This window comes from Ilumatobacteraceae bacterium, assembly GCA_033344875.1.
GTDB lineage: Bacteria > Actinomycetota > Acidimicrobiia > Acidimicrobiales > Ilumatobacteraceae > Ilumatobacter.
The window spans coordinates 3,331,361-3,348,123 of record JAWPMO010000001.1; the positions used below are offsets into that span (position 1 = coordinate 3,331,361).

Below are 16,763 nucleotides of genomic sequence, written 5' to 3' on the forward strand. Positions count from 1 at the left end.
CGGGGGGTCGCCGTTCAGGCGAGGTGGCCGACGACGAGGCCGCGGAGCTGGTCGATGTTGACGCCCTTGGCCGCACTGACCCAGACGATGTCGCCGGTCTCGAGCATGCAGCCCTGCGCCAGCTCGCGTTTGCGGGTGGGTCGCTTGGACGACTTGACCTTGTCCATCTTGGTCGCCACGATCGTGTGCGGCACCTCGTTCTCGCGCAGCCAGGCGAGCATCTGCTGGTCGAGCGGGGTGGGACCGATCGCACCGTCGACGAGCACGAACACCATCTCGAGCCCGTCGCGTCCGAGCAGGTACCCCTCGATCATCTCGGGCCATTCGCGCCGCACGTGGCCGGGCACCTTGGCATACCCGTAGCCCGGCAGGTCGACGACGGTGCCGCCGTCGCGGTGCTCGAACAGGTTGATGAGTTGCGTGCGGCCCGGCGTGTTGGACACCCGGGCGAGCTGCTTCTGGTTGGCCAGGGCGTTGATCAGCGACGACTTGCCGACGTTGGATCGACCGACGAAGGCGACCTCGGCGTCGCTCTCGGGCAACTGGCCGGTGTGCTTGGCCGACGACACGAACTTGATCTGCAGCGGTCGTCCGGACATCCCGGCAGTGTACGGGCGACAAATCCCCGGCGTCGTGGGATCGGATCTGCCACGATCGGGGGAGCGGACAGGAGGTACCGACGTGCAGCAACGTCACGGATACATGTTGATCGGACTCGCCCTGGTGGCGACGTCGTGTGGCGGCGAGCAGATCGCCGAACGGATCGCCGAGAACCGGATCGAGGCCGAAGGTGGTGGCGACGTCGACATCGATCTCGACGGCGGCAACTTCTCGGTGAAGACCGAGGACGGCGAATTCTCGATCAAGACCGACGACGACGGCAACGTCTCGATCCAGGGCGGCGGTGAGAACGGTGACGAGTCGTTCACGATCGATTCCGAGAACGGTGAGACCGTCGTCGAGAGCGACGGTGGCACGGCGGTGTTCACCCAGGGCGGCGATCTGCCCGACGGCTTCCCGTCCGACATCCCGGTGCCCTCCGACATGGCGATCATCTACGCGCAGGCGGCCAACTCCGAGGACGGCCAGGCCTTCTCGATCGCCGGGTCGTCGTCGATGTCGTTGGACGACGTGATCGCCGACACGCAGGCCGGGCTCGAGTCGGCCGGCTATGACGAGATGCAGGTCACGACGACACCTGATGGTGCGCTGCTGACCTACCGCGGCGATACGCACGACGTGATGGTGGTGATCGGCACCGGTGGCGACGGCGAGACCTCGGTCACGATGAACGTCACGCCGACCGACGGCTGACGGCGCGCTCGCGCTCCGGCGCCCCGCCCGGTCAACCGGCGATCAGGGTCGCGAGCGCCCAGACGGCCACGACGAACCCGAGCCCGGCGTACAGCAGACTGCGTCCGACGGGCGCTCGTTCGAGGTTGCCCTCTTCGCGCTGGACGGCCGGCGGCCGGATGATCGCGGCCAGGTTGCCGGCGAACAGTGCGCCGCCGAGCGCGAGCGCCAGGAAGGCGAGGAGGTCGTCGCCGAGGAACATCCCGTCATCATGGCGCAGAATCCGGCGTGCGACACTGGCCGGATGGGGGCCGCGACCATCGTCGAGCTGTTCGGTCGGTCGAGGTCGACCCTGCACTTCGAGGACGGGACGCACCGGACCGCCCGCGACCTCCTCGCCGACGGCCGGCAGATCGCCGCTCGTCTGAGCGAGGCGGGCGTGCGGCGCGGCGATCGGCTGGCGCTCCACCTGCCGAACGGTCCCGAGTACGTTCGGCGCCTGCTCGCCTGCGCGGTCGGCGGGTTCGTCGCCGTCTCGGTCAACACCCGCTACTCCGACGACGAGGTCGACTCGCTGGTCGAGCGGTCGGGCGCCATCGACGTCGCGTGGCCCGAGGACCGGCCGGCCGCTCGACCCGATCCGAGCACGGGTCACGCCGACGACCCGTTCGTCGTGTTCACCACCTCGGGCACGACGAGCCGCCCGAAGATGGTGATCCACGCGCAACGGTCGATCGCCGTGCACGCCGGCGACGCAGCGACGGGTTTCGGGTACACGGTGGCCGACGTCGTGATGGTGGCGATGCCGCTGTGCGGGACGTTCGGCCTCACCTCGCTCACCGCGGCGGTGGCGGCTGACGCGACGATCGTGCTGTCCGACTTCGAACTCCGGCGGACGGCCGACCTGATCGGTCGCCATCGTGTCACCGCGATCAACGGCAGCGACGACATGTTCCACCGCCTGATCGCCCACGGCACGCCGATGGGCACGATCGACCTCGGTGGCTACGCGCGGTTCAACAGCAGCCTCGACCGGGTCGTCGCCGATGCGGAATCGGTCGGCGCGCGCCTCACGGGCCTCTACGGCATGAGCGAGGTGCAGGCGCTGTTCAGCGTGCGCGACCTCGCTGCCGACTCCTTCGATCGAGCGCGTCCGGGCGGCACGCTCGTGTCGCCGGCGGCCGCCTACCGGTTGGTCGATGACGAACTGCAGGTCAGGGGACCGAGTCTGATGGTGGGCTACCTCGCCGAGGGTGGGGCGGAAGTCGACGGCGAACTGACCGCCGCCCATTTCGACGACGGGTGGTTCCGTACCGGCGACCTGGCGCGCGCCGACGACGAGCGGACCTTCGAGTACCTGACCCGCCGTGGCGACGCGATGCGACTCGGTGGGTTCCTGGTCGATCCGACCGAGGTCGAGGCCGTGATCACCGAGGTCGCCGGCGTCGCCGCGGCGCAGGTCGTCGCGGTCGACCGGCCTGGAGGCGCGCGACCCGTCGCGTTCGTGATCGGCACGTTCGACGAGGCCGAGGTGATCGCGCGATGCCGCGACCGAATGGCGAGGTTCAAGGTGCCGATCCGCGTGATCGGGATCGACGCATTCCCGGCCATCCCCGGCGCCAACGGCACGAAGATCCAGCGCGGCAAGCTGCGCGAGCTCGCAACATCGCTGCTGACCGACGAGGTCTGACCGACGGGGACTCCTCCCCATTCCCTGGGTCCGCCCGCTTCCTTACCGTGATCCGTGTCGACCGATCGGGGTCGACCCGACCCACAAAGGAACGATCATGGCCAACTTCACGGGGATGGACATCCCCGCCGTTCGCACCCTCTCGAAGCAGCTCAAGAGCCGGGCCGATGAGATCCAGACCATCAGCCAGCAGCTGACGTCGCAGCTCGACTCCACTCCCTGGAACGGACCCGACCGGCAGCAGTTCCACGGCGAGTGGAACGGCCGCTACCGCCAGGCGCTCAACACCGTGGTCCAGGGGCTCGAGCAGGCGTCACAGACGGCGCAACGCAACGCCAACGAGCAAGAGCAGGCCTCGAGCCGCTGAGGCTGATCCGTCATGCCGATGTTCGGTGCCGACATCGCCGCCCTGCGCGGTCTCGCGTGGTCGCTGCGACGCAAGCGGCAGGAGATCGACGAGAGCCGCCGGAGGTTGGCCGCGATCGTCGACAGCCTGCCGTGGACCGGCGTCGACCACGACCGGTTCGTCGACGAGTGGCGATGGGTGCACGGCCCGGCCCTGATGGCGATCGCCACCGAGTTGTCGCAGGCGTCGAGCCAGGCGACGTATCACGCCGACCGCCAGGAGCAGGCGTCGCGTCGTCGCGCCTGACCGCACGAGGAACCCCATGCCCGCCACCATGCCCGCCACCATGATCGGCGCCGACGCCGATGAACTGGAACGCATCGCCGGAACACTGCGCTCGGTTGCCGATGAGCTCGACAGCCATGCCGGGTCGGTCACGACGACCTTGAGATCGGTGGCGTGGGTCGGTGGTGTCGCCGCCCGGTTCGGGTCGAACTGGCACGGCGGTCACCGCCCTCGGATCGCAGCGACGGCGGAGTACGTACGCGACGCCGCGCGCCAACTCGACCGCAACGCCGCCGAGCAACGCCAGGCCAGCCGTGGCGGCGGTCAGGCCGGCGGACGAGGTGGCCCTGGGCCGACGATCGGCCCACCGGTACCGGACCCGGCAGGGTCCGGTGGCTCGTCGTCGTCGATCGGCGACGCGCCCGGCAATCCGACCCTCGATCGGATCGGCGACTTGCTCACGACGTTCGGTGCCGGCCGCGATGCCGTCGAAGCACTGGCGGAGCACGCTCACCTCCTCGAAGGTGCCGGCGTCGACCGGTTGCTCGACATCCTGACCGACGACGACTTCGTGGCGTTGCTCGCCGGACTCGACAAGGTGCTCGAGGTCGGCGACGTGGTCGTCGATCTCGTCAGCGACTTCGTCGAACACCCGACCCTGCCGTTCGACGAACGGATCGTGCACGCCCTCGCCGACGCGGCGACGCTGTTCGGCATCGATCAGGGCGTCGAGTACGCCGCGAACTTCCTCGCCCAGGCGGCCACGACGGCACTGCTCCCCGGGCTGGGTGCCGCGCTCGCGCCCTTCGCCGGACAGGCGGCCGGGGCGATCGCCGACGCCGTGATCGGCGAGATCGTCGACGCGGTCGACGGCGCGACCGACGTCGTCGACATCGCCGCCGACGGGGCCGTCGACGCGTATCGGGCGTTCAAGGAGGCGTTCGGGCTGGTCCTCGATGCGGCGGGCGCCGTCATCGACGTCGCCGGCGACGCGGTCGACCTCGCCGGTGATGTGGCGGGCGCCGTCGTGGATGCCGGCGGCACGGTGATCGGCGCCGGAGCCGACGCGGTCGGCGGCGTCGTCGGATCACTCAACCCCTTCGACTAGGCAGGACACCGTATGGACACCACCCACCCGGCGGCCACGTTCACGGCCACCCGTCACGAACTGCTCGGCGCCGAGCCCCTGCTCGCCGCTGCCGAGATCGCACGGGGTGTCTGTCGATCCGCCGATCGGACGGTCAGCGTGTTGGCGATCACGCCGACGAGGATGCGCCGGATCGACGGCTGGCTCGGCGCGGTCGGGTTCGTCACCCACGCTGCGGCGCCCGATCCGGGGCGGCCACTTCTCGGTTCGGTGTGCGATCGCGCCGAGGCCCCAGCGCTGCTGCGCCGGATCCTCGAGTCGCTCGTCGGTGCGGTTCCCGACCACGCGGCCGACGCGCCGATCGAGCTACCGGCGCTGACCGGGTTCGCCCCGGTCTCGGTCCCCGACGGCGTCGTCTGGGTCGTCGTGGTGTCCGCGACATCGATCCACGACGACCCGGAACACGTGATGTTCGCCGATTTCGACGGCTTGCTCGTGGGCGATGTGACGGCGTTCGATCGTCCGGTCCGTCTCGAACCCGTCGACGTCGACCGCGTCGACAGCCGGCTGGCCGAGCTCGCGGGCGCCTCGCCGCGGTCGGTGCGCGACCTCCTGCTCGACGACTGACCGCGGCCACCCCACCGCGCGGTGCTGCCAGACTGGACGGATGCAACCGACTCCACCGCCGAGCGGTGAACGATGGAACGTGAACATGCCGGCCGTGATCGGTGTGGTGTTCGTGTTCCTGGTCGGTGTCGTGATCTGGGTGATCGCATCCTCCGACGGCGACGGCGACGGCGACGATGCTGCGCCCGTCGACGATCCGGCCACGTCGGGTGTCGTCACGAGCGACCAGCCGGCCACCTCCGATGGCGGGCCCACCTCCTCCACGACAGCGCCCACCACGTCACCCACCCCGCTGCCGAACACGAGCGTGGCGCCGAGCACCGCACCGACGACGGCACCCCCGACCACCCCGACCACCGCACCGCCCGTCACCGCCGCCCCCGGTGCCGGCGACGACGCGGTGCCCGGCGATCTCGGCATCCCGGGACGCGCCATGTTGCGCCCATCGTGCGACGACAGCTTCATCACCGTGCTCGCCTCGCCGATCGGTAGTCAGGCGACGGCAGACGGCGTGGCGGCGGTGCTCGACCGATATCCCGGCTCGAGCTATCTCCGGACCGACCAGACGTGTCCGTCCCTGACCCAGTCGTCGGACGGCCAGCCGATCTACGTGATCTTCCTCGGGCCCTTCGCGTTCGACACCGATGCGTGCGCCGCCCGCGCCGAGGGCCCCGACGGTGCGTACGCCCGCCGGCTGAGCGACGACGTCGGCCCCGACCACACCGTCAACTGCGCCTGAACGGCATCACCTGCTGACGCATCCAGCGGGTGGGGAGTTCTCCCCATGTCGCTCCGGGCCGCCGCTCGCGACGATGGGCCCATGGAATCGATCGCCGTCACGGCCGCCACCACGGTGCACGCAGGTGCCTGCAGCGCCGTCGGGCGAGACCGCGACGCGGACGTCGTCGTGTGCGGGCCGACCTGGTTCGCGATCGCCGACGGGGTGGGCGGCCACGACGACGGTGACGTCGCCGGACGGGTCGTCGCCGACGCGCTCGCATCGGAGGCCGCGCCGCGTTCGCTCGACGACGTGGCGGCATCGATCGGGCGAGTGGACGACGCCGTTCGCTCGGCCGCTCGGCGCAACGGTGACGTCGCCATGGGCGCCACGCTCGTCGCAGCCGTGCCCCTTGCGGGTGGCATGGCGGTCGCGCACGTGGGCGACGCGCGCTGCTACAGGTTGACCGGCGGCGCGCTCACCCTGCTGACCCACGACCACTCGTACGTGCAGGAACTCGTCGATCTCGGCCGGTTGACGCCGGACGAGGCCCGCCATCACCGCCTCCGGCACCTCGTCACGCGCGCCCTCGGCGTCGACGGAGCGGCGCAGCCAGAGGTCGCGTTCGTCCCCCATGCCGTCGGACGCCTCCTGCTGTGTACCGACGGGCTGGCGAGCACCGTCTCCCCGCGCTCCATCGGCCGGGTCCTGTCGGGGATCGACGATCCGCGAGCCGCCGCCGATCGGCTCGTCGCCCTGTCGACACGAGCCGGCTCGGTCGACAGCGTCACGGCACTCGTCGTCGACGACCGAGGCGAGCGGTCGTGACCGACACTCGCTTCGCTCCGGGCCCGGCGACGGCCTACGTCACCAGCTGCGTGCTCGCGCTGAGCCGCGCCCCGGGCATCGACGACGAGTTGATGCAGCGGTGCTCCACGGCGACCGAGTGGGAGGACCTGGCCGACGTCGCCCGTGAGCGTCACGTCACCGCGCTGGTGATGCACGACGCCGACCGGTTGCGGCTGGCGGTCGGCGGTGACGCCTCGATCGTCGTCGAGACGCCCGACGGCGACCGGCGCTTCGACGGCAACGCCAGCTGGACGCTCGACACGGTCGACGACGCCCGCTTCGTCACGCTCACCGCCACCCGTGATCAGGGCGACGGCGCGATCTATCGAACCGACGGTGGCGTCGTGCCGGCCTCGCGGGTGTCGCGCCGGCTGGCCGCCGCCGCGATCGCACCGACCGATCCGTTCGAGCTGCTGTTCGGCCACACGGTCGCACGGTCGGTCGAGTCGGCCGCAGTTCGACCGTCGGTCGACGAACGCGAGCGACACACCGCACTCGCGGTGCTGGTGTTCTCCACCGGCCAACGGGTCGTCGTCGACCGCACGATCGTGATCGGTCGCAACCCGGGTCCGCTCGACGCGTCGGCGCACACGGCGCGACCCCGTCTGGTGAAGCTCCCGCAGGCGGGCGTGTCACGCCGCCATGCTGCGGTGCGTCTCGACCGTTGGACGGCGACCATCGAAGACCTCGGGTCGGCCAACGGCACGACGGTGACATCGCCCGGTCGGACCGCCGTCGACCTCCGGCCGGGTCACCCGTTCGAACTCGCCGTCGGCGCGGTCGTCGACCTGGGTGGCGACGTGTCGTTCGCCGTGGAGGAGGCCGCATGACACAGTTGCTCGAACGACACCGGACGCGGGGCCTCCGGCGGGGAGACGAGGAGACATCGATGAGCACGACGGGCGACCGGCGACCGGAAATCCACTTCTGCGGCGAGGTCGCCGTGGTCGGCCACGAACCGTTCACGATCGGGCGCGACGCCGACTTCGTGATCGACGACGACAACCGGTTCCTGCACCGCCAGTTCCTGGGCCTGTCCACAGCGCAGGGAGTGTGGCTCCTCGCCAACGTCGGCTCGCAGCTGACCGCCACCGTCTCCGACCCCGAAGGGCGGCTCGAGGCATTCGTGTCGCCTGGTGCGGTGCTTCCGCTCGTGTTCGACCGGACACTGGTCCGGTTCACCGCCGGTCCCACCTCGTACGAGTTCTCGATTGTGCTGTCCGAGCCGGCATTCGTCGCGAGCCAGATCGACGAGAACGACACCGGCGACACGACGGTCGGACGCACGGTGATGACCCCCGACCAGCTGCGGCTGATCCTGGCGCTGGCCGAACCGGCCCTGCTCGGGCAGGCGCGGGGTGGCACGGCGATGCCGTCGTCGGGCGAAGCGGCACAGCGACTCGGCTGGACCACGACGAAGTTCAACCGCAAGCTCGACAACGTCTGCCAGAAGCTGGCGGCGCAGGGTGTGCGGGGACTCCACGGGGAGCCCGGCCGGTTGGCGTCGAATCGCCGTGCCCGGCTGGTCGAGTACTCGCTCGCCGTCCGCCTGGTGACCCGCGACGACCTCGCGCTGATCTCGGCGGCATCCCTCGGTCTCGACGGTGTCGATGACGTCGATGAGGGTGACGACGGCATCGCCGGGGACTGACCCGACGTGCAGCTGAAGCTCCGTCTGCTGTCCGACGGGCGCGCCGACGACGTCGTCGTCGATGTGGCCCCGCACACGACCGTCGGAGCGTTGGCGGTCGCCCTCTTCCCCGAGGCGGTCCCGTCCGGCATGTCGGCGACCGAGCTCGGTCTCGTCGTCGACGTCGACCGTCCGGGTCGTCGCGTGGTGGCACCCGACGCGACGATCGACGGCTCGGGCATCCGGTCGGGCAGTTCGATCGGTCCCAGCACCGCCCGGCTCGCGAGCGCGCCCACCGGCCCCGCTGCGACTTTGACCGTGCACGACGGCCCGGACGCCCCGGCGACGTTCCCGTTGCCCGTCGGTCGGACGTCGGTCGGCCGGGGCGACGACCGAGACCTGCGTTTCACCGATCGGCTGATGAGCAAACGGCACGCGCACGTCGTCGTCGGCGACGTCGTCGAGATCATCGACGATGCATCGGCCAACGGTGTCCTGTTGAACGGCCGCCCGGTCGATCGGGCGGTGCTGCACACCGGCGACCGGTTGACGTTGGGTGGTACGACGATCTCGGTGGCGCACCGGGCCCGGCGCGGTGGGCACACGTCGGTCCATGCCAACGACGTGCCGTTCAACCGGTCGCCACGGCTCGATCCGCGGTACGAGGGCATCACGCTGCTCGCTCCCGAACCGCCGCAACCACCGGCGCCTCAGCGGTTCCCGGTGGCGATGGTGATCGCCCCGGTCGGGCTCGCCGTCGCCCTCTACCTGTTCACGCAGAACATCCTGTCGATCCTGTTCTTCGCACTCAGCCCCGTGCTGATCGTCGGCAGCTGGTTCGAGACCCGCTCGGCCAACCGCAAGCAGATCGCGACCGAGACGGCTCGCTTCCGCAGCTCACTCGCCGACCTCGCGGATCAGCTCGAGTACGCACAGCGACTCGAACGGAGCGGCCGACGGCACGAGCACCCGAGCGTCGTCGAACTGATCGAGGCGGTCGAGGACCGGGGGCCGCTGGTCTGGACACGCCGCCCCGAGCACGACTCCTTCGGCCGGATCCGTCTCGGACTGGGGACCCAGCCATCGCGCAATGCGGTCGAGCTTCCCGCGTCCAACAAGACGCTGCCGGGCCTGTGGCGGGAGCTGACCGACACCGTCGCACGCTTCGTCGACGTCGCCGGCGTGCCGGTCGTCGCCGACCTGCGAGCGTGCGGCAACGTCGGTGTCGGCGGACCGGGCATCGCCGCAGAGCCGGTGCTCCGCGGCCTGCTCGCACAGTGCGTCGCCCTGCATTCCCCCGCCGAGTTCGAGCTCGCCGCGTTCGCTCCGGGCGACGGCTGGGACTGGCTGAAGTGGCTGCCACACACGTCCGGTTCGCGGCTGGCCGGCGACGCCGCCGAGGCGGCGACGCTCGCCACGTGGGTCGAGTCGCTCCTCGACGACCGGCTCGCGGCCTGCCCGGCCGACGACGCGTCTCCGCCGCTGCCGCTCGTGCTCGTCGTCGCCCACGACGACGCCCCGATCGCACGATCGCGTCTGGTCCAGATCGCCGAGCGTGGGCCGGCGGCCGGCGTACATGTCGTCTGGTTCGCGGCCGATGTCGAACGTCTGCCGGCGGCGTGCCGGACGTTCGTCGACATCGACGCCAACACGGGTCGCGGCCGGGCCGGGTTCGTCCAGGGTGGCGTGTCGGTGACGGACCTCGCGGTCGAGCCGGCCGGTGATGCGGCCACCACACGCCTCGCCAGGACCCTCTCGCCGATGATCGACAGCGGGGCGCCGATCGACACGTCGTCCGACCTGCCGCGATCGGTCGCCTTCGTCGATCTCGCCGGACACGAGATCGCGTCGGCGCCCGACGCGGTGGCCGATCGGTGGCGTGAGAACGAGTCGGTGTCCGGTGCGCCCCCGCCTGGTGGGCGCGATCGCGGGTTGCGAGCACTGGTCGGCCGAACGGTCGACGGGCCGCTCCACCTCGACCTGCGCACGCAGGGGCCACACGCGCTCGTCGGTGGCACGACCGGATCGGGCAAGAGCGAGTTCCTCCAGAGCTGGATCCTCGGGATGGCGACCGACAACAGCCCGTCGCGTGTCACGTTCCTGCTGGTCGACTACAAGGGCGGGGCGGCGTTCGCCGACTGTGTCGAACTGCCGCACTGCGTCGGTCTGGTCACCGACCTCAGCCCTCACTTGGTGCGCCGCGCGCTCGCGTCGCTCGACGCCGAACTGCGGCATCGAGAACAGCTGCTGCACGACAAACGAGCCAAGGACCTCCTCGAACTCGAGCGTCGCAACGACCCCGACTGCCCACCGAGCCTCGTGATCGTCGTCGACGAGTTCGCCGCACTCGTCTCCGAGGTGCCCGAGTTCGTCGACGGCGTGGTCAACATCGCCCAACGCGGGCGTTCGCTCGGGTTGCATCTCGTGCTCGCGACGCAGCGACCGGCCGGCGTCATCAAGGACAACCTGCGAGCCAACACCAACCTGCGCATCGCGCTGCGAATGGCCGACGAGGGCGACTCCGACGACGTGATCGGGACCACCCGGGCGGCCCTGTTCGACCCGGATGTGCCCGGACGGGCGATCGTCAAGGCCGGTCCGGGCCGCGTGACCGGGTTCCAGGCCGCGTACTCGGGCGGCCGCCACGCCGGGCGGACCGCCCCCACGCCGATCGAGGTCGCATCGCTGCGGTTCGGCGTCGGCACACCGCGACCCGTCGCCGCTGCTCCGCGCGAGGACAGCGCCGTAGGAGGCGAGGGTCCGACCGACATCGAGCGCATCGTCCACACCATCGGCGTGGCGACCTCGCACCTCGGGATCGGCCGTCCACGGCGCCCGTGGCTGCCCGAGCTCGCCGATCGGTACTGTCTCGAAGCGCTGCCGACCGATCGCACCGACACTGCGCTCGTGTTCGGCGTCGCCGACGACCCCGGGTCGCAACAGCAGCCGGTGGTGGCGTTCCACCCGGACGTCGACGGCAACATGGCGATCTTCGGTACGGGCGGCACCGGCAAGTCCGGAGCGCTGCGTGCGATCGGCGTCGCCGCCGGGTTCGGTGCAGCACGCGGGGGTCCGACATGGGTCCACGGACTCGACTTCGGTTCGCGGGGGCTCCAACCGCTGAGTCGGCTGCCACACGTGGGCAGCGTGATCCCGGGCGACGACGGTGAGCGAGTCCAGCGACTCCTCCGTCGGCTGGAGTCGATGATGGACGAACGCAGCGATCGCTACGCGCGGGCGGAGGCGACGACGATCACCGAGTTCCGGCGTCGCAGCGGCCACGCCACCGAGCCCCGTGTGCTGGTCCTCGTCGACGGGGTCGGCGCGTTCCGGACCGAATACGAGGGCGGTCTGCTGACGCGGTGGTGGGAGCTGTTCCTGCGGATCGTCGCCGAGGGCCGTGCCTTGGGGATCCACGTCGTGATGTCGGCCGACCGTCCGTCGTCGGTGCCGTCGAACCTCGCGTCGGCGGTCCAGCGAGAACTCGTCCTGCGCCTCGCCGGCGAGATGGACTACGCGATGGTCGACGTGCCGGTCGACGCCTACGGGCCGGGTACCCCCGCCGGCCGCGGGTTCCTCGACGGTCGCGAGGTGCAGGTCGCCGTGGTCGGCGGCTCCGGCGACCTTGCCGAACAGGGTGTGGCGATGCAGCGTTGTGCGGTGGTGATGGAACGCAACGGCGTCACACCGGCACCGCCCGTCGGGTCGCTTCCCGCGCGAGTCGTGCTGTCCGAACTGCCCACCGACGCTCGCCGCCCGACGATCGGCATCGGCGATGACACGCTCGGCGCGATCGGGTTCGTGCCGGAGGGTGTGTTCCTCGTCGCCGGTGCACCGCAGAGCGGGACGAGCACCGCGGCGGCGACGATGATTCGGAGTCTCGCGGCCGTTCGGTCCGACACCGACTTCGTGCTGTTCGGTCGGCGTCGATCGCCGCTCACGACGGTCACGACCTGGGCTGCGGCGGCGCACGGTCCCGTCGAGAACGACCGGCTGGCGTCCAAGCTCGCCGGTCGGCTCGGAGAGGCGGCGGGCAGGTCGATCGTCGTCGTGATCGAGGCAGTCGGCGAACTGCTCGACACCGAGGCCGACATGCCGTTGCAGGAGCTGCTTCGCGTCTGCCGCGACCAGGGGATCTTCGTCATCGCCGAGGGTGAGACCAGCAGCCTGACCGGTTCGTGGCCGTTGCTCCAGGCGGTGAAGTCGTATCGATGTGGCATCGTGTTGCAGCCGGACCAGATGGACGGCGACACGCTGTTCAAGACGCCGTTCCCGAGGACGACCCGTCCCGAGTTCCCCGCCGGGCGCGGCCTGATGGTGCAAGGTGGCCAGGTGACCAAGGTGCAGGTGGCGGTGCCCGAATGATCTCGATCGACGGCTACACCGACATCGAGCGGATCGGGCGTGGCGGACTCGGCGACGTGTACCGGGCCGTCCGGACCTCGACCGGCGGCACGGTGGCGATCAAGGTGCTCCGCGACGTGTCCGACGAGTCGGTCGCATGGCATCGCACCCGCCGCGAGCTGACGGCGCTCGTGTCGCTCGCCGGACACGCCAACGTGATCCAGCTGCTCGAGGTGCTCGACCTGCCGGAGGGGCCGGTGCTGGTGATGGAGTACGCGCCCGGTGGTTCGGTCGCCGACCTGATGCTCCGCCGTGACCGCCCGCTCAGCGTCGGCGAGACGGTGCTGGTCGGACGCCAGACCGCCACCGCGCTGGTCGCGGCTCACGAACGCGGCATCGTGCATCGCGACGTCAAGCCGCAGAACCTGCTGATCGATGCCTACGGCCAGGTCAAACTCTGTGACTTCGGCATCGCGGCGATGGCCCGTTCGGAGGAGTTCCAGTCGCGTACGAGTGCGATCTCGATGCGGTACGCCAGTCCGGAAGATCTCGACGACGACATCGACGTGGGTCCTCCTTCCGACGTGTACTCGCTCGGCGCGACGATGCTGCATCTCGCCCGCGGGGCGCCGCCGACGCTGAAGGAGCGGCTCGCGCCGTGGATGCCGCCCGCGACCGACGACGAGGAGTTGGCGGCGCTCGACGCGATCGTCGCGTCGTGTCTGCAGCCCCAACCCGGAGCGCGGCCGTCGGCGTCGGAGGTCGCCGACGAACTCGAACGGCTCGGCTGGTCGATCGACGAACGCAACCGGGCGATCGCGTTCGAGTCGGTCGATCTCGACGTCGACCTCGACGACGCACCCACCGATCCGCGCACCGGCCGCCCGTCGTCGCCCGACGAATCCGTCGGACGGGACGACGGCGGCTCGGGCACCGACGACGCGCCGACCGTGCCGCGCGCCTCGGCGTCGCCGGAGCCGTTCGACCGCGACCGTGATCCGGGCGCGCACGACGACACGGTGTATCGACCCGACCGCCTGCCGGCGCGACCGGCGCCGACACCGACACGGCGACGCCGTCCGTTCGTGATCGGCGCGCTCCTGGTCGTCGCGGCGGTCGCGCTCGTCGTCCTGTGGCCGAACGGGGACGGCGTGGGCGTGACGTTCGTCGAACGTCCGGCCGGGCTCACCGACGTCCGAGCCCTCGACTGGCCGTTCGGCGATGTCGGTGAGTGCCTGGTGCAGCGCGACGAGAGGCTCGACCCGGTCGGTTGCGACGCGCCACACGATCTCCAGCGGATCGCCGTCGGCACGCTCGACGCCGCAGCCGACGCCGCGTTCGACCAGGCGGCGGTGCGAGCGGAGGTCGGTGCCGCGTGCGAAGCCGCATTCCTCACCTTCGTGGGTGCGTCGCCCGCCGACAGCGACCTCGACGCACCCTTCACGGCGCCGTCCGCCGCGAGCTGGACGCAGGACGGCGACCGGCGGTTCCAGTGTCTCGTCGGTGCCGCCGATCGTCGGATCGTCGGCGATGCCGAGGGCGCCGGCCGCTGACTCGACGCTCGCCCATCGCCCGCTGCCGGGGAGTCGTCCCCATTCCTTGACGTCGCCCGGTTCCGTACCGTCGTCGTCGACGGGGCGAACGGTCGCCCGGGGAGGAGGAGGCACGATGGGAGGCGATCTGGTCGGCGCCGATGCCGACGTGCTCACGACCACCGCCCGCCGCTTCGGTCGATGCTCGGTGCTGCTCGAACAACACCGGGCGCATCTGACGTCGCTGTACGTCGGCGCCGGGTGGGTGGGCGACGACGCCGAGCGCAACCGTCGCGAGTGGACGGCGGTCGGCGCACCAGCATTGCTGCAGACGAGCGAGTTTCTCGCCGAGATCGAGGCCCGGCTCCTCAGGCACGCCGACGAGCAACGACGTGCGAGCGCCGCGACCGCCACGCCGACGGCCGGACCGGTCGGCTTCGGCGGCGGCTGGATCGACGACCTGCTCGACGACTGGTTCGGAGGCGACGACCGACCGGCGGTCCCCACGGTGCCGCCCGTCGGCGAACCGGGCGCGATCGTCGGCTTGCGCCCGAGCGGGTTCGACGCACCGTCGGACGGGCGGGGCGCGGTGCTCGCCGCGATGGAGGGTTTGGCCGACGAGAGCCGGATCGGACGCGACGAGATCGAGATCCGCGCCCTCGACAACGGCCGCTACGTCGTCGTGCTGCCCGGGGTCACCGACCTCTCCGCCGGGATCGACCAGTTCGTCGACCGGGTGCGGGACGACCCGTTCGGCGTCGGGGATGCCGGCCGGGACGCGATCGACACGTGGGCCGACAGCGACGCACCGACCGTGCGCAAGATGCGATACGCGTACGAAGCGGCCGTGCGCGACGACACGACGGTCAACGAGTACTCGGTCGTGACGATCGCGGCACTCGAGGCCGCCGGCGTGCCGGCAGGCGCCGAGGTCATGATCATCGGGCACAGCTTCGGCGCGTACACGGCGATGGATCTCGCGGCCGACCCGGCATTCAACGCCGCGCACGGCCTCGACCCGCTCGGCTACCACGTGCAGGTCACGCACGTGGTCGCCGTGGGCGCCGAGACCGACTGGCGGTTCGACGAGGTACCCGCCGATACCGACACGCTGGTGCTGAACAACCGCTTCGATCTCGTCTACCGCACCGAAGACCTGCTGCACCGCGACGGCGACGCCGAGCATCCCGGTCACCTCGAACAGAACTTCTGGGGAGGATGGCGGGGCAGCGGCCACGACGAGCACAACTACATCGACTGGCTCGCCGACACGGGGAACAACGGGGTCGAGGACTGGCTGGACGGCGCCGGTGCGAGGTACACGGCGGGCGGCACGAGGGTGAGCGCCCAGGTGCCCGACCCGAACCTGTGACGACCGGGGCGCACCTCACCGCGACGCCTGACCGCGACACCTGTCCCGAGCACGAAAGAAGGCCCCGCCTGGGCGGAGCCTTCGTTCCGGTGGTCGAGACCGGCGTCGATCCGGTGACCCCACGCTTTTCAGGTCGAAGCGAGGGGATTTCGGCGGAATCCGGTGGAATCACGCGGAGACGGTTGGAGACGAAACACCAGGTAGACGGCCTACTACGGTCTCATGCGCTCTTGCCCGGAAGGCTGTGGAAAATTCCGGATGCGGACAAAAAGCGGACAAGTAGCGCGCGTTGCGTCCCTCGGCTTCAGCACTCGACCGCCGTCCTCGCCAGTCTCGTCACCGGACCAACTACCGAACCGCCAGCTGTCGCCCGCCAGCGTGGTGGGACCACTCGAGCGTCAGTGTGATGGGACCAGTTGCCCTGACCGGCATATCCTCGGAACGATGCCGCGATCGGGTTCCGGCCCTCGAGAAGCAGCACTACTTCGTCCACGGTGCAGGCCACGAGAACTTCGTCATCGATCCGGGTCAGTTTCGCGGGGGGTTATGTTGGGGGAGGGATGATCAGCAGCGGGTGCCGGGCGTGGTGGAGGAGTCGTTGGCTGACGGAACCGGCGAGGAGCCGGGCGAGGCCGTGGTGGCCGTGGCGTCCGACCACGAGGTAGGTAGCGGTATGTTCTGCTGCTGCGTCGGCGAGTTCGTCGGCTGGGTTGCCACGTCGGATTTCGAATGTCCAGTGGACACCCGCGGCGTCGAGGATGTCGGCGCAGTTGGTGCGACAGACCTCGGCAAATGAGTCCTCGGCTTCGATCATCGCGCCGGCGCCGAATCCCATCGCGGTGCCGGCTGCGGCGATCGGCTGGTTGTGCTCGACATGCACGACGACAACCGGTCGGTTGGTGGCAAGAGCGAGGTTGATGGCGGCGAACAGCGCTGCGTGCGACCCAACGGTCCCGTCGACGCCGACCACGATCGCACCATCGGGCATCG

General features: G+C 70.6%; 16 protein-coding genes. 13 read left to right on the forward strand and 3 right to left on the reverse strand.

The features are described 5' to 3' along the window. Positions 1-14: 14 nt before the first annotated feature. Positions 15-599 (reverse strand): ribosome biogenesis GTP-binding protein YihA/YsxC, encoded by a 585-nt coding sequence (gene yihA / locus R8G01_15705; protein ID MDW3215447.1) that lies wholly within the window; start codon positions 597-599, stop codon positions 15-17. A gap of 103 nt (positions 600-702) precedes the next feature. On the opposite strand from yihA, the gene R8G01_15710 reads away from it, so the two are divergent. Then, complete coding sequence (locus tag R8G01_15710) at positions 703-1,314, forward strand: hypothetical protein (GenBank protein MDW3215448.1); 612 nt, start codon at positions 703-705, stop codon at positions 1,312-1,314. A gap of 31 nt (positions 1,315-1,345) precedes the next feature. Here the strand turns inward: R8G01_15710 and R8G01_15715 are convergent, their stop codons facing one another. Next, positions 1,346-1,555, reverse strand: a complete 210-nt coding sequence (locus R8G01_15715) for a hypothetical protein (GenBank protein ID MDW3215449.1) — start codon at positions 1,553-1,555, stop codon at positions 1,346-1,348. A 42-nt stretch (positions 1,556-1,597) separates the two neighbouring features. Between R8G01_15715 and R8G01_15720 the strand changes: the two genes are divergently transcribed. From R8G01_15720 to R8G01_15775, 12 genes are all read left to right on the forward strand, one after another. Next, positions 1,598-2,983, forward strand: a complete 1,386-nt coding sequence (locus R8G01_15720) for an AMP-binding protein (protein ID MDW3215450.1) — start codon at positions 1,598-1,600, stop codon at positions 2,981-2,983. Between the two features lie 97 nt (positions 2,984-3,080). Beyond that, positions 3,081-3,350, forward strand: coding sequence for a WXG100 family type VII secretion target (locus R8G01_15725; protein MDW3215451.1), 270 nt, complete (start codon positions 3,081-3,083; stop codon positions 3,348-3,350). A 12-nt stretch (positions 3,351-3,362) separates the two neighbouring features. After that, entirely contained in the window at positions 3,363-3,635 is a 273-nt protein-coding gene (locus tag R8G01_15730; protein ID MDW3215452.1) for a hypothetical protein, read from the forward strand. 16 nt (positions 3,636-3,651) lie between these two features. Beyond that, positions 3,652-4,722 carry a hypothetical protein gene (locus R8G01_15735; protein MDW3215453.1) on the forward strand — a complete coding sequence of 357 codons (1,071 nt, stop codon included), beginning with the start codon at positions 3,652-3,654 and terminating at the stop codon, positions 4,720-4,722. A gap of 12 nt (positions 4,723-4,734) precedes the next feature. Further along, positions 4,735-5,328: a hypothetical protein gene (locus tag R8G01_15740; protein ID MDW3215454.1), complete on the forward strand. Its 594-nt coding sequence runs from the start codon at positions 4,735-4,737 to the stop codon at positions 5,326-5,328. 40 nt (positions 5,329-5,368) lie between these two features. Next, positions 5,369-6,067: a hypothetical protein gene (locus R8G01_15745; GenBank protein ID MDW3215455.1), complete on the forward strand. Its 699-nt coding sequence runs from the start codon at positions 5,369-5,371 to the stop codon at positions 6,065-6,067. Positions 6,068-6,148: 81 nt separating this feature from the next. After that, positions 6,149-6,874 (forward strand): protein phosphatase 2C domain-containing protein, encoded by a 726-nt coding sequence (locus tag R8G01_15750; protein ID MDW3215456.1) that lies wholly within the window; start codon positions 6,149-6,151, stop codon positions 6,872-6,874. Next, positions 6,871-7,725: an FHA domain-containing protein gene (locus R8G01_15755; GenBank protein MDW3215457.1), complete on the forward strand. Its 855-nt coding sequence runs from the start codon at positions 6,871-6,873 to the stop codon at positions 7,723-7,725. The genes R8G01_15750 and R8G01_15755 overlap by 4 nt, the downstream gene beginning before the upstream one ends. Positions 7,726-7,784: 59 nt before the next feature. Then, a complete protein-coding gene (locus R8G01_15760; GenBank protein MDW3215458.1) occupies positions 7,785-8,546 on the forward strand; it encodes a hypothetical protein in 762 nt (253 codons plus the stop codon). Positions 8,547-8,552: 6 nt separating this feature from the next. After that, complete coding sequence (locus R8G01_15765) at positions 8,553-12,890, forward strand: FtsK/SpoIIIE domain-containing protein (protein ID MDW3215459.1); 4,338 nt, start codon at positions 8,553-8,555, stop codon at positions 12,888-12,890. Continuing rightward, a complete protein-coding gene (locus R8G01_15770) occupies positions 12,887-14,422 on the forward strand; it encodes a serine/threonine-protein kinase (GenBank protein MDW3215460.1) in 1,536 nt (511 codons plus the stop codon). The genes R8G01_15765 and R8G01_15770 overlap by 4 nt, the downstream gene beginning before the upstream one ends. Before the next feature lie 115 nt (positions 14,423-14,537). Further along, positions 14,538-15,773 (forward strand): hypothetical protein, encoded by a 1,236-nt coding sequence (locus tag R8G01_15775; protein ID MDW3215461.1) that lies wholly within the window; start codon positions 14,538-14,540, stop codon positions 15,771-15,773. A gap of 544 nt (positions 15,774-16,317) precedes the next feature. On the opposite strand, the gene R8G01_15780 is transcribed toward R8G01_15775, so the two are convergent. Then, positions 16,318-16,761, reverse strand: coding sequence for a universal stress protein (locus R8G01_15780; GenBank protein ID MDW3215462.1), 444 nt, complete (start codon positions 16,759-16,761; stop codon positions 16,318-16,320). Positions 16,762-16,763 lie beyond the last annotated feature (2 nt).

Excerpts from the sequence above, each read along its gene's own strand:
- R8G01_15775 (MDW3215461.1), top strand. The coding sequence starts at position 14,538 with ATGGGAGGCGATCTGGTCGGCGCCGATGCCGACGTGCTCACGACCACC.
- R8G01_15770 (MDW3215460.1), top strand. The coding sequence starts at position 12,887 with ATGATCTCGATCGACGGCTACACCGACATCGAGCGGATCGGGCGTGGC.
- R8G01_15730 (MDW3215452.1), top strand. The coding sequence starts at position 3,363 with ATGCCGATGTTCGGTGCCGACATCGCCGCCCTGCGCGGTCTCGCGTGG.
- R8G01_15750 (MDW3215456.1), top strand. The coding sequence starts at position 6,149 with ATGGAATCGATCGCCGTCACGGCCGCCACCACGGTGCACGCAGGTGCC.
- R8G01_15720 (MDW3215450.1), top strand. The coding sequence starts at position 1,598 with ATGGGGGCCGCGACCATCGTCGAGCTGTTCGGTCGGTCGAGGTCGACC.
- R8G01_15715 (MDW3215449.1), bottom strand. The coding sequence starts at position 1,555 with ATGTTCCTCGGCGACGACCTCCTCGCCTTCCTGGCGCTCGCGCTCGGC.
- R8G01_15725 (MDW3215451.1), top strand. The coding sequence starts at position 3,081 with ATGGCCAACTTCACGGGGATGGACATCCCCGCCGTTCGCACCCTCTCG.
- R8G01_15745 (MDW3215455.1), top strand. The coding sequence starts at position 5,369 with ATGCAACCGACTCCACCGCCGAGCGGTGAACGATGGAACGTGAACATG.
- R8G01_15710 (MDW3215448.1), top strand. The coding sequence starts at position 703 with ATGTTGATCGGACTCGCCCTGGTGGCGACGTCGTGTGGCGGCGAGCAG.
- R8G01_15760 (MDW3215458.1), top strand. The coding sequence starts at position 7,785 with ATGAGCACGACGGGCGACCGGCGACCGGAAATCCACTTCTGCGGCGAG.
- R8G01_15735 (MDW3215453.1), top strand. The coding sequence starts at position 3,652 with ATGCCCGCCACCATGCCCGCCACCATGATCGGCGCCGACGCCGATGAA.
- R8G01_15780 (MDW3215462.1), bottom strand. The coding sequence starts at position 16,761 with ATGCCCGATGGTGCGATCGTGGTCGGCGTCGACGGGACCGTTGGGTCG.
- R8G01_15740 (MDW3215454.1), top strand. The coding sequence starts at position 4,735 with ATGGACACCACCCACCCGGCGGCCACGTTCACGGCCACCCGTCACGAA.
- yihA (MDW3215447.1), bottom strand. The coding sequence starts at position 599 with ATGTCCGGACGACCGCTGCAGATCAAGTTCGTGTCGTCGGCCAAGCAC.